This window comes from Flavobacterium frigidimaris, assembly GCF_002217275.1.
Lineage (GTDB): Bacteria > Bacteroidota > Bacteroidia > Flavobacteriales > Flavobacteriaceae > Flavobacterium > Flavobacterium aquidurense.
Genome location: NZ_MUGV01000031.1, coordinates 129,743 through 142,524, shown reverse-complemented (window position 1 = coordinate 142,524; position 12,782 = coordinate 129,743). Strand labels below are relative to the sequence as shown.

General features: G+C 34.5%; 9 protein-coding genes and 1 tRNA gene. 4 read left to right on the top strand and 6 right to left on the bottom strand.

The window, feature by feature from the left end; all coding sequences use genetic code 11:
- Positions 1 to 311 precede the first annotated feature (311 nt).
- Positions 312 to 809: a transposase gene (locus B0A65_RS17705; protein WP_317044624.1), complete on the top strand. Its 498-nt coding sequence runs from the start codon at positions 312 to 314 to the stop codon at positions 807 to 809.
- 287 nt (positions 810 to 1,096) lie between these two features.
- Here B0A65_RS17705 and B0A65_RS17700 read toward each other — a convergent pair whose 3' ends face one another.
- Both B0A65_RS17700 and B0A65_RS17695 read right to left on the bottom strand, forming a co-directional pair.
- Positions 1,097 to 1,861 carry a hypothetical protein gene (locus B0A65_RS17700; RefSeq protein ID WP_074659898.1) on the bottom strand — a complete coding sequence of 255 codons (765 nt, stop codon included), beginning with the start codon at positions 1,859 to 1,861 and terminating at the stop codon, positions 1,097 to 1,099.
- A gap of 241 nt (positions 1,862 to 2,102) precedes the next feature.
- Positions 2,103 to 2,178: transfer RNA gene (locus B0A65_RS17695), tRNA-Met, on the bottom strand.
- A 116-nt stretch (positions 2,179 to 2,294) separates the two neighbouring features.
- On the opposite strand from B0A65_RS17695, the gene era reads away from it, so the two are divergent.
- The 3 genes from era (at position 2,295) to B0A65_RS17680 (ending at position 7,644) form a co-directional block, all read left to right on the top strand.
- Positions 2,295 to 3,176 (top strand): GTPase Era, encoded by an 882-nt coding sequence (gene era / locus B0A65_RS17690; RefSeq protein ID WP_026985744.1) that lies wholly within the window; start codon positions 2,295 to 2,297, stop codon positions 3,174 to 3,176.
- 228 nt (positions 3,177 to 3,404) lie between these two features.
- Complete coding sequence (gene der, locus B0A65_RS17685) at positions 3,405 to 4,715, top strand: ribosome biogenesis GTPase Der (RefSeq protein ID WP_026985745.1); 1,311 nt, start codon at positions 3,405 to 3,407, stop codon at positions 4,713 to 4,715.
- Between the two features lie 157 nt (positions 4,716 to 4,872).
- Complete coding sequence (locus tag B0A65_RS17680) at positions 4,873 to 7,644, top strand: outer membrane beta-barrel protein (RefSeq protein WP_074659899.1); 2,772 nt, start codon at positions 4,873 to 4,875, stop codon at positions 7,642 to 7,644.
- A 118-nt stretch (positions 7,645 to 7,762) separates the two neighbouring features.
- Here B0A65_RS17680 and B0A65_RS17675 read toward each other — a convergent pair whose 3' ends face one another.
- From B0A65_RS17675 to B0A65_RS17660, 4 genes are all read right to left on the bottom strand, one after another.
- Positions 7,763 to 8,506, bottom strand: coding sequence for a DUF2490 domain-containing protein (locus tag B0A65_RS17675; protein ID WP_074659900.1), 744 nt, complete (start codon positions 8,504 to 8,506; stop codon positions 7,763 to 7,765).
- 147 nt (positions 8,507 to 8,653) lie between these two features.
- A complete protein-coding gene (locus B0A65_RS17670; protein ID WP_074659901.1) occupies positions 8,654 to 11,203 on the bottom strand; it encodes a TonB-dependent receptor in 2,550 nt (849 codons plus the stop codon).
- A gap of 247 nt (positions 11,204 to 11,450) precedes the next feature.
- Positions 11,451 to 11,864: an RrF2 family transcriptional regulator gene (locus tag B0A65_RS17665; protein ID WP_056195014.1), complete on the bottom strand. Its 414-nt coding sequence runs from the start codon at positions 11,862 to 11,864 to the stop codon at positions 11,451 to 11,453.
- 80 nt (positions 11,865 to 11,944) lie between these two features.
- A complete protein-coding gene (locus tag B0A65_RS17660) occupies positions 11,945 to 12,781 on the bottom strand; it encodes a TPM domain-containing protein (protein WP_074659993.1) in 837 nt (278 codons plus the stop codon).
- Position 12,782: the final 1 nt, after the last annotated feature.

The window sequence follows — 12,782 nt, the reverse complement described above, 5'->3', positions numbered from 1 at the left end:
AAGTAAATATAAACAAAAAAAGCCCCCGCTCTCCGAAGTTTTCCCAGCTCTCCGAAGTCTTCTTATGAAAAGCTGCGCAAATGTCTCTGACTTTGCCAATTTTTTTTCACGTCTAAGAAATTGTAAACCTGCTAAAAGTCTCCCGACTTTTTACGAATACTTCTGAGAATAAATTAAGTAAGAAAAATCATTACTTTTGAAAGAAAATTATGAAAGAAGGATATGTAATTCGGGATCAAAATCTGCCACATTTTATCACACCAACAGTTATAGACTGGATTGATATTTTTACACGTCAAACTTAAAGAGATATTGTAATTGAATGTTTCGATTATTGCATTAAAAACAAGGGAATGATTTTGTATGGTTATGTGATTATGAGTAATCATATTCATTTAATTGTTCAGTCTGAAGATGGAAAATTATCTGACTTAATCAGGTATTTTAAAAAGTTTATTGCAAAAAACATTTTAGATAAAATTAAAAACAGTCCTGAAAGTAGAAGAGAATGGATGTTAGAACGTTTTAAATTAGCAGCTGAAAAACATAAAAGAAATAAAGAATATCAATTCTGGCAATATGGAAATCACGCAGAAGAAATTTATTCAACAGCATTTATGTGGTCTAAACTGCATTACATACATTTAAATCCTGTCAGAGCAGGATTAGTAGCTAAAGCTTCGGAGTATATTTATTCTAGTGCCAGCAATGATGTTAATGATTCAGGATTGTTAGAAATTGAAAAGGTTGATAACCCTATAGTAAACGTATTAGATCCGAGGTCAATAACACTTTATGATTTATATTGAATTTAGTTGTAAAGTCTGAGACTTTGAGAGGTTTTCGTTTTTCAATTACATTTGTTTGAAATGGCGCAAAGTCAGTCCCGAAGGCTTTCGGGATTGCGCAGCGTGAGTGCCGAATAGATCCGACGAATACAATTACAACAAAAAAGCTCCAGATTTCTCTGAAGCTTTGTCTTAGTAGCGGGAAGCGTTCAAATATCTAACCAGTTAGTAAATGATTTTTATAAAATTGTTTCCTGATTTGTTTGCTAATCTTAATTCTCTTTGAGAAGGTAATTTTTTGCTAATTTTTAAACCATCAGTTCTTTATATTTACCACTTTCAAGATAATCCATTACTTTTAGAAAATTCTCGTAGTATGGAACTAAATATAAATTATCATTTTCCCCTTCCTGAATGGCATCATAAATTCTGGATTTATACATTTTGGTAAATTCATCATATTTTTTATTATTGCGACATAATTTCATTATTATAATAGCTTTAAAAAAAGGTGCCTTGAAAAAATAGTCATTCCAATCCATCCAGTCATATTTTTCTAATATTTTATCGTTTATATCTTGTATTGTAAGAAACTCATCGAAAAAAGGAAGATGATAATGTTCAATATAAACATTCATATTGTTTATTGCTTTTAAAATATTCTCATCTAGGATCTGGCCGTTTTCGTACGCAATTTCATGAGTTAACTCATCAGGAGAGTTAATATTTGGTATCATTTCATTGGTTAGTGTTTGCTGGCAGTAGAAAATAAAATTCCATGAATGACTGAAACTTTCAGATGCATAAGGGTCGGGCAGAATACTATTTAAAATTTTTTCCACCGATTTAAAGCTTATATATGACCTCATACCATCTTCTTTAGACATTGTAATAGGGTCATATAATCGATAGTCATAACCAAAGCCATAAGTTAAGACGTCATATTTATCTTTTGTTTCTCTGTAGAAGGTACCTGTGTTACATTCCATCATATAATCTAAATGCCGAAAGCCTAATTTTTTAAGATTAATATGCTTTACGATTAGATCATCGATCTTTTTAAGTTTTTCCATTTTTATATCTTATCAAATAAATTAGATTTTTAATTCTATTCTTATATTTTCAACCACAAATAAAATCTATTTACAAACCCACTGTCTCTAATTTTGCACCTTTAATTTTAACTATTTAATATTGATTTTTAAATTTATTAATGAAAATGGTAATAACGTAGGTTTGCAATCTCTGCAAATAAAAAGAATTTAAGAGTAAATATAAACGAAAAAAGCTCCAGATTTCTCTGAAGCTTTGTCTTGGTAGCGGGAACAGGACTCGAACCTGTGACCTTCGGGTTATGAGCCCGACGAGCTGCCTACTGCTCTATCCCGCGATGTTTCGGGTGCAAAGATACGCCGTTTTTTGAGAAATCCAACGAAAACTTTAAAAAATGTTTTATTTTCTGTATTGAGTTGATATGACTACCTTTGCAAAATAAATATTTCACAAATGTCACATAAAGCAGGTTTTGTAAACATCATCGGGAATCCAAACGTTGGAAAATCAACGTTGATGAACGCCTTTGTTGGAGAAAGATTATCGATCATTACATCAAAAGCACAAACAACTCGTCACCGTATTCTTGGAATCGTAAATGGCGAAGATTTTCAACTTATATTATCAGATACCCCAGGAATCATCAAACCAGCTTATGAAATGCAGGAGTCGATGATGAACTTCGTAAAATCGGCTTTTGAAGATGCTGATATTTTGGTTTACATGGTCGAAATAGGGGAGCAGGACTTAAAAGACGAAGCTTTCTTTAATAAAATTATCCATGCTAAAATTCCGGTTTTATTATTGTTGAATAAAATTGACAACTCAAATCAGGAACAATTAGAAGAACAAGTAGCATTTTGGACAGCGAAAGTGCCAAATGCAGAAATTTTCCCAATCTCAGCTTTGCAGAATTTTAATGTACCGGAAGTTTTCAGCAGAATTATTTCTTTGTTGCCAGAATCTCCGGCCTATTATCCTAAAGATCAATTAACAGACAAACCAGAACGTTTTTTCGTAAACGAGACAATCCGTGAGAAAATCTTGTTGAATTACAGCAAAGAGATTCCGTATGCAGTTGAAATCGTAACGGAAGAATTTTTTGAAGATGAAAAAATTATCAGAATCCGTTCGATCATTATGGTAGAACGCGAAACACAAAAAGGAATTATCATTGGACATAAAGGTGCGGCTCTTAAGAAAGTTGGAACCGATGCGCGTGCTGATCTAGAGAAGTTCTTCGGAAAACAAATTCACATTGAATTGGTTGTTAAGGTGAATAAGAATTGGAGAAGTAACGCGAATATGTTGAAACGTTTCGGGTATAATCAGTAAAGAGTTTTCAGTCACAGTCACAGTTTTCAGATGCCAAACTGTGACTGTGACTGAGACTGCGACTAAATATAGACGCAAAAAATAAGGGTACTTAGAAACTTAGTGGCTTAGCCACTTTTTTTACCTACCTTTGCAAAAAATTAAAATAAAGCATTTTGGATGTATAAGTGATTGATTATGGGATACTAATAATCAAAATCTAAAGTCTAAAATCTAAAATTCAAAAAAATGAATAACATTGTTGCGATAGTAGGAAGACCTAATGTAGGGAAATCAACCCTTTTTAATAGGCTGATACAAAGAAGAGAAGCTATTGTAGATTCAGTATCTGGGGTTACCCGTGATAGAAACTATGGTAAAAGCGAGTGGAACGGAAAAGAGTTTTCTGTAATTGATACCGGCGGATATGTTCGCGGATCTGATGACGTATTTGAAGGAGAAATCCGTAAACAAGTGGAGCTTGCTATAGACGAAGCTGATGTTATTATTTTTGTGGTTGATGTAGAAGAAGGAATTACACCAATGGATGATGTTGTTGCACGCTTATTGCGTAAAGTGACTAAACCGGTTTTATTGGCGGTAAATAAAGTTGATAACGCAATGCGTGAGAAAGATGCGCTTGAGTTTTATAATCTTGGTTTAGGAGAATATTTCACATTTGCGAGTATTTCTGGAAGTGGAACAGGAGATTTATTAGATGCTTTAATCGAATCTTTCCCAGTAAAACCAGAACCAGTTCAGGAAGAAGTGGTTTTGCCACGTTTTGCTGTTGTAGGTCGTCCGAATGCTGGTAAATCAAGTTTTATCAATGCATTAATCGGTAAAGAGCGTTTCATGGTAACGGATATTGCGGGAACAACTCGTGATGCTATTGATACCAAATTTGACCGTTTTGGTTTTGAATTTAATCTGGTTGATACTGCGGGAATCCGTCGTAAAGCTAAGGTGAAGGAAGATTTAGAATTTTATTCTGTAATGCGTTCGGTTCGTGCCATTGAGCATGCAGATATCTGTATATTGGTTATCGATGCAACCCGTGGATTTGAAGGTCAGGATCAGAGTATTTTCTGGTTGGCTGAGAAAAACCGCAAAGGTGTTGTAATCTTAGTAAACAAATGGGATTTGGTTGAAAAAGATACCATGTCGACTCGTGATTACGAAGAGAAAATCAAAAAAGAATTAATGCCTTTTACTGATGTGCCAATTTTGTTCGTTTCGGCTTTAACGAAACAACGTTTATTGAAAGCATTGGAAGCTACGGTTCAGGTTTTCGAAAATAGAAAACAAAGAATTGCGACTTCAAAATTCAACGAATATATGTTGAAAGTAATCGAAGCTTATCCGCCACCAGCGACAAAAGGTAAATATGTGAAAATTAAATATTGTATGCAATTGCCAACATTAACACCTCAGTTTGTGTTTTTTGCGAACATGCCACAATATGTTAAAGAACCATATAAAAGATATCTTGAAAATAAAATTAGAGAAAATTGGGACTTTGCAGGAGTGCCAATCGATATTTATATTAGAGAGAAATAATACTAAATCCCCGCCACAACGGGGATTTTTTTATGACTAATTTTAATTTTAGAGAATTTTAGTTTCATTTAATTGGCACACTATTTGAATAAATGTAAAAACTACAATTAAACCTTTTGTGTTTTTTGTAGTCTTACTATTCTAACTAACCAATTTTATGACCAGGATTTTTTCATTATTACTGTTTTTTCTTTTTTGTTTTGCCGCAAATGCCCAGAACGATATTGTTGTCAAAGGAACTGTAGTTGACATCAATACACAACTTCCTCTAGAACTTGCTACTGTTTATTTTACGACTGTAAAAGATTCTACTATAATAGAATATGCTACTACAGACAAAAATGGTGTTTTTAGAATAAACACTAAAAAATACGACAAACCTGTTTTGCTAAAAATAAATTATATGGGTTATCAGCCTTATATAGAAGAGCAAAAAGGACTTTTAGAAAGCAAGGATTTCGGAAAATTATACGTGCTTGAAAATGTAAACGCACTAGATAATGTTGTAATCAAAAGTGCTGCTCCGCCAATCACGATGAAAAAAGACACATTGGAGTTTAATGCGGCTTCGTATAAAGTACGGCCAGATTCTAATGTTGAAACGCTGCTTAAGCAATTGCCCGGCGTTGACGTTGACAATGACGGAAAGGTGACGGTAAATGGGCGGGAAGTGACGCAGTTTTTAGTCAACGGAAAAACATTTTTTGATAAAGATGGTGCTTTGCTTTTAAAAAATCTACCAGCAGACATTATAAAAAAGATTCAGGTTTCAGATTTTAAATCTAAAAAAGAGGAACTCGCCAAACAGGAATCGACTTCAGATTATTCGTCGATTAACCTGACTATTGATGAGAAGAAAAACAAAGGTTATTTCGGAAAAATATTAGGCGGTTATGGTTCTGATGACCGGTACGAAAGTAGTTTGCTTATGAATTTCTTTAATAACAAACGAAAGATTAGCGTTTTAGGATCATCAAATAATATAAATTCGACCGGATTTGCTCAGGATGAAGTATTTGATAATATGGGAGGCGGAAGAAATAATAGCAGTAAAAATAGCGGTTCTACCGGTAGCGGAAAAGGAATTACACAATCGAATTTATTCGGGGTCAATTATACAGATGACTGGAGTGAAAAATTGGCGGCTATGGGAAGCTACAATTTTTCTAATACCATTAATAAAAACGAAAGTAAGGCCAACCAGCTTAGTTTTTTGCCAACAGGAAATATCATTACGGAATCTGATGCTAAAACAAGAAATGAAAATACAGGCAACAAAGCTAATTTTGAATTAGAATATAAAATAGATCCGACCACAAGACTTGTTGTTGCTCCAAAATTAAATCAGTCCCGATCTAATAGCGATTCATCTTCGTCTACTTCTTCGGTAGATGAAAATGGCGATGCTTTAAACGAAAGTACGGCTAAATCTTATAATGAAAGCAATAATACAAGTTTTGCCAACACGATCAATTTTAATAAAGTGTTTAAGAAAAAAAATCGGAATCTTAGTTTTGTTTTTGATAACAATAATTCAAAGACAGATTCTGATGGATTTAATCAATCGGAAACTATTTTTTATCAGGATAGTAAACCAGACGATTTAAGAAATCAGAATACTAAAAATAATAGTAGTAGTGATTCTTATTCGGCTGATATTGAATACACAGAACCTATTACAGATTCATTAAGAATACGATTTGGATCTGATTTTGATTGGAAAAATGAAATAAAAGATCAAAAAACCTTTGATTTTGATGCAGCAACACAATCGTATTCTGATTTGAATGAATCATTAACTACCTATACAACTTCGAGGCAAAATTCAGTTAGTCCAAAGGTTGGAGTTACTTTGCAAAAGAACAAATTCACGTTAAATCTGGATTCTAAAACGTCTTTGGTTGATTTTGATAATTACTCGTTGTACTTGGGTAAAGAGACGGAATTGAATAAGAAATATGCTTTGCCTTTTGCAACGGCTCAGTTTCGATATAAATTCAGCCGATCAAAAAACCTGACTTTAAAATACGATTATTCAAGTACACTTCCTTCTGCCAGTTATTTAATGCCGGTTGCGAATTTAAGTAATCCGTTGAACTCTATTATCGGAAATCCAAACCTGGATCCAATCGAGAAAAACACCGTGAATTTTAATTTCAGAAATTTCGATTTCAGAACGCGTTCAGGCTATAGTTTTATGGCAAAAGGAGATTATTACAGTAATGATATTTATGCTACATCTGTGTATGACGACAGTGGTAAACGAACGACATCTTACATTAATATATCAGGAACTTACGTGGTTTCTGTTGGAGGGAACTGGAGTCAGTCTATTAAAAGAGACGCTCATGTTTTAAGATATGGTTTGGCACTAAACGGTAGCTATTCGTTTGATAAAGGATTTACAAACGCCGTAATGTACAATGCAAAATCTACAGCTATAAGTCCAAAAATTTACATGACGTATGAATATGGAGAAGTGCTTACCATTTCACCATCCTATAGTTTGTCTTATAACGAAACAAAATATGAGAATTATAACAGAGACGCGAGTTCAAATGTGCTTCATAAAATCAATTTGCAAACAACGTCTTACTGGCCGGCGAATTTGATTTTTGGAAATGATTTCGGCTATACCTACAATTCTAATATTTCGGGTGATTTCAAAAAAGATTTCTTTCTATGGAATACCAGTTTATCATATGGCTTCTTTGATAAAAAGCTTTATGCCAAAGTAAAAGTTTATGATGTTTTAAATCAGAATCAAAGTGCTACCAGAACGATCTCAGCTACTTCTATTCGTGATGAGGAAAATACAGTTCTAAAAAGATATATGATGTTCTCTTTGGCTTATAAAATTGGAAATTTTTCATCTAAAGAAAAAGGACAAAAGAGAAGAGGAGGAGAGCGTCAGGAAAGGGAAGAATAGATTTTTGTAAAATTCCAATCTAAAAAAAATTCCAAATTCCAAATTCCAACAAAACAGCCTTTGTAGATCTGCAATTTTTGTTGGAATTTGGAATTTCAATTTTGGAATTTTATTTTCTCTATTTTTTCAGTTTACGATCAATTCGGTGATAAACGGTAAAACGAATAATATCCCTATCGTAGAAGTCAACACCGCTTGCACGCCTTTGAAAACTTTTCAAATAACCAACTTCTAAACCTATATTAGGATTGAAATGATAACGTAAAGCAGCATAAAGCCGGTTTTGATCGAAAGTATTTCGTTTGTTGTCTTTTCCGAAATTAAGCAGGACTTCATCAGAAATAGTACCTTTTATGCTTTGTTTTTCTTTCTTCCAAAGATCAAAAGTCGATTGTAATCTGTATCTGAATCGGAAAGCAAAAGAAAAATCATCCAATAATTCCGTTTTAGTAGCTTGCTGAATAAAACGTTCTTCCAGTTGAAAACGATTATGGAAGGTAATTTTAGCAATATCGTTAATTAACGTAATGTCTTGTTGAACGCGATATTCGGGAACAGAAAAGTCAGGATCAAAATGTGCATCTTGTGTGTTGACATTAAAAAAGGCAAATCCGCTTCCTAGATCTACTAATTTCGTGGCGCGATATCTTCCCTGAACTCGTATTACAAATAGATTTTCATGAATAGGATTTACAAAACTTCGGTTATCAAATTCAGAATGTAAGGCCCATTTTTCAGTTAAAGGCAGAATATTGTAATATCGAACCCAGGTCAGGGTTTGCTGGTCGATAGTGCGTTTGTTTTGCGCAATTCCGATTTGACTTAAAAGACCAAAAAAGAAAATTATCCTGAGAATTTTCATTTACATAAATTCAGGCTGCGAATATATACAAATCAAAATGTATTTTGGGAAGATTAAAATTGGTTTAAAATGCTTTTTTGTGATTATAAAAAAACGAGGCAAGTTTTTAAGCTTGCCTCGTTTTATATATCGAAATTAATTAATTTCTTATAATGAATATTTCAATGTAACGCCATACGTTCTTTGATCTCCAATTACGCCAGCATATTGTCCTGAGTTTCCTCCTGCAGGCAACAATTGCTCATAGTAATCTTTGTTTAATAGGTTACGTCCCCAGAAGTAAACCGATAATCCCTGAGAAGCACGGAAACCTAAACGAGCATTAAAAATCGCATAACCCGGAACTACTAAATATTTTGAAGCAGAAGGACTAGAAGAGAATTCAGAACGTGCATACGAATCAATAGCTAAGAAAATTTTTCCCGCGTTTCCAAAGAATCTTGCGTTATCAGAAAGTTCTCCGCCTAACGATCCGGCCCATCTTGATGCACCCGGTAAATCAGTTCCTGAAACATCTTTATAAGCTACCGGAGCTCCGGTCTCTTCTAATGGAAGTGGTGCATTTGTAAATTTCACATAAGTACCTTCAGTATAAGTAGCAGCAGCATTTACGGTTAAATGTTGGCTGAAAACAAAACTTGCATCCAATTCAGCACCTCTTACACGAACTTTATCTGCATTAGCAAGATAACCACGGTTTACACCCAATTCAGCTGCCTGAACGTTTGTTTGGAAATCTTTAATTTCGGTATTAAATAAAGCTAAATTAAATATTGAATTTTTAAAAGGAGAAGTTTTTACTCCCACTTCATAATGATTTACTTTCTCTGGTTTAATTACCGCCAGATCAAGCAAAGGTTGTCCTTTTGCATCGGTTGGTAATCCGGCAACGTTTACTCCAACTGGTTTGTAGCTTTTTGCATAAGTAGCATAAGCATTGATTTTATCAGATGCTTTATAAGTTAAAGTTAAGTTTCCGGAAAAGTCGGTATTATCTGTGCTAGAGTCAAATGCCTGATCAGAATAAACCAGTTTTTTCAAGGCTAGTAATGCTGGATCAGTTGTTTGAAGACCTCCATACGTCGTACGGGCATAATGCGCGTCTTTTTTATCGAAGTTGTATCTTAAACCTGGTAAAATATGTATTTTCTCTGTAATAGCCCAGTCCAATTGTCCAAATACTGCCGCACTCGAGGCTCTGATATTGGCATCTGTTTTGATTCCGTATCCTTCAAAAAGCCCCGGAGTTTTCCATAACGGACTTGTTGTACTTTGAGCAAATCTCCATTGTGCGTTTCCAGATTCTTCTGTACCGTCTGTTTGAGAAGTTTGGTCAATGAAGAATACACCTGCAACTCCGCTTAATTTTGAGGTTAGCTGACCTGCATAACGTACTTCTTGCGTAATCTGTGTTTGTCTTGTTGGGTTTTGTGATTTTGCTAATACTTGCAATCCCGTAAAATCCCTGTCATTTGATGGATCCCAGTTCCAGAATCTCCAGGCTGTTGTTGAAGTAAGTGTTCCGCCACCAATTTTGGTGTCAATATTTAGCGAAATACCTCCCATGTCTTGTCCTGAACGCCATGGGGTATCGTGGTCGATTTTACGATCAAAAGCATTTAAACTTGGTAATTGATAGTTTAAGTCTTTAATAATAGCATCAAACTGGCGGTAAGCTGCTCTTTGAGTAGGAGCAACACCAGCAACAACCTGTGCGTATCCGTCTGGACGTTGCGTTGTAATATCTGCTGCTAATATAATATTAGTATTTTCTGTAGGAGTCCAAAGTAATTGTCCTCTGATTCCTTGATTGTTTAAAGTATTAGTTGGTCTTCCCGTTACTACATTATCAATTAAACCATCACGTTGTGTACCTGAAAAAGACAAACGCCCAGCTACTTTTTTACCTAATGCCCCTGTAACTGAAGCTTTAGCTTGTAAGAAGTTATAATTTCCGTAGCTTACTTCAAAATCAGCTCCTGATGTAAAACTTGGCTTACGGGTTGTAATGTTAAAAGCTCCTGAAGTGGTGTTTTTACCAAATAAAGATCCTTGTGGGCCACGTAGTACTTCGATTTGCTCTACATCAATAAAATCTAAAGTTGTAGCGGCTGGACGAGCGTAATAAACACCATCAACATAGAAACCAACTCCTGGATCGATTCCGTCATTTGTTAGTCCGAATGGAGAACCAAGGCTACGAATATTAATCCCTGTATTTCTTGGATTTGATGAATATAATTGAACAGAAGGAACCAATTCTTTGATACGGTTTACGTTAAAGGCACCAGTTTGTTCTGCTTGTTTTCCTGTAATAACAGAAATGGCAATTGGCACATCCTGAACTTTTTCGATACGACGTCTTGAAGAAACCACAACTTCTACAAGTTCATTTTCTTCTTTTAAGATAACTGCTAATGGAGTTGCTGGTATTGCATCCAATTCTATTTCTGTAGTTTTATAGCCAACGTATTGAACCAAAATAGTTACCGGAAGTTTTCCTTTAGTATTGATTGAAAATTTTCCATTTGAATCTGAAGTTGTGCTAGAAGTAGTTCCTTTGATAACAATGTTAACGGCTTCTAATGGAGTGTTTTCTGTTGTTGTTACGACACCTTCGATATTTTGTGCGTAAGATGTTGTAAAGGCTAATAGTAAAAAGATACTTGTAAGTGATATTTTATATAGATTTTTCATTTTTTATATTAAGTATATGTAATTAGTAGAATTTAAATTAATTTTTTTTTACCAACACATGCACATCATAAATGAATTGTTTTTCACAGTTGTGAATGGACTATAATTACTTTGCAAAAGATTTTTTGTTACACCTGATTTACTGGAATGTACTTTCATCGGTTAAAAATTTGTAAATGATTTGTTAATTATTTTTGGCAAATATATACAAATTCTATTAAACCGATAGAGTTTAGGGAATATTTTTTTATTTCTTTACCAATGAGGCAATTGTAATGCCTTCCATTGCCTTCAGCGTTTTATCTCTTATAAGAAGTAAACCGTGACGCAGACTGCATTCTGACTCGGTTTTGCAATCAGAACACGGTTCGTAGAAATTTAAAGAAGCACAAGGCAAAAGTGCAATTGCACCATCAAATAAACGGTGAATTTCAGCCAAAGTAATCTCATTTTTAGATTTTATCAGATAATAACCGCCAAATTTTCCTTGCTTACTACTCACAAAACGTCCTCGTTTTAGATCCAATAAAATTTGTTCTAAAAACTTTTTAGGAATGTTGGCGCCATCAGCAATTTCTATGGTTCTTGAAATGTGATTTTCGTCTTGTTCTGCTAAATAAAGTAAGGCCTTAAGGGCGTATTTTGCTTTATGTGATAACATCTATATTTTAATTATGAATTATAAATTGTGAATTATGAATTTTGAAACTGAAAACTGTCACTGAATACTGCGACTTGTTTTTACCAGCCTCCGCTAGAACCTCCGCCTGAGAATCCGCCTCCGCCAAATCCTCCACCGAAGCCTCCGCCTCCGCCTCCGAAACCACCTCCTGATGATCCTCCGCCGAAACCTCCAAATCCTCCGCCGCTTCTGCCAAGACTGCTTAGAAGAATTACATCCATCAGGCTAGGGCCGCCCCCGCCGTTGTTACCAGAATTTCCTCCACCGCCTCTTTTATTTCGGGACAGTAAAATTAATACAATTACAACAATTACAATGAAAGGTACTATCGGAAAGTCTTTTCCTTTGGTTTGTTTTCTTTCTCCTTTGAATTTTCCTTTAAAAACATCAATTATAGCATCTGTTCCCTTGTCAAGACCATTGTAAAAACTTCCTGCTTTAAACTCCGGAATAATAATGTTTCTAATTATGGTTCCGCCAATTCCCGCTGTTAAGCGATCTTCAACTCCGTATCCGGGATTGATGGCAATTTTTTTCTCATCTTTTGCTAATAAAATAATAACACCATTGTCATCTTGCTTTGTTCCTCCAATTCCCCAGGTTTGTCCCCATTTTGTTGCGAGCTGACTCACATCTTCACCTTTCAGACTTTCAATTGTAATGACTACAATTTGAGTAGTGGTTGAATCGGCATAATGAATTAGTTTTTCTTCTAATTGTGCTTTTTCAGAAGCACTTAAAATATTGGCATAATCATAAACCGAAGTTTGTAAACTTGGTTTCTCCGGAATTGTAAACTGTGCAAAAATACTATTGCAGATAAAAAATGCGATAAGCAAAAAAGTAAATTGAAAAATTCCGTTGGAATTTGGGATTTTATTATTGGAATTTTTCATC

Bases quoted from the DNA above. Each gene is read 5' to 3' on its own strand.
- era (WP_026985744.1), top strand. From the start codon at position 2,295: ATGTCACATAAAGCAGGTTTTGTAAACATCATCGGGAATCCAAACGTT.
- B0A65_RS17700 (WP_074659898.1), bottom strand. From the start codon at position 1,861: ATGGAAAAACTTAAAAAGATCGATGATCTAATCGTAAAGCATATTAAT.
- B0A65_RS17665 (WP_056195014.1), bottom strand. From the start codon at position 11,864: ATGTTATCACATAAAGCAAAATACGCCCTTAAGGCCTTACTTTATTTA.
- B0A65_RS17680 (WP_074659899.1), top strand. From the start codon at position 4,873: ATGACCAGGATTTTTTCATTATTACTGTTTTTTCTTTTTTGTTTTGCC.
- der (WP_026985745.1), top strand. From the start codon at position 3,405: ATGAATAACATTGTTGCGATAGTAGGAAGACCTAATGTAGGGAAATCA.
- B0A65_RS17660 (WP_074659993.1), bottom strand. From the start codon at position 12,781: ATGAAAAATTCCAATAATAAAATCCCAAATTCCAACGGAATTTTTCAA.
- B0A65_RS17670 (WP_074659901.1), bottom strand. From the start codon at position 11,203: ATGAAAAATCTATATAAAATATCACTTACAAGTATCTTTTTACTATTA.
- B0A65_RS17675 (WP_074659900.1), bottom strand. From the start codon at position 8,506: ATGAAAATTCTCAGGATAATTTTCTTTTTTGGTCTTTTAAGTCAAATC.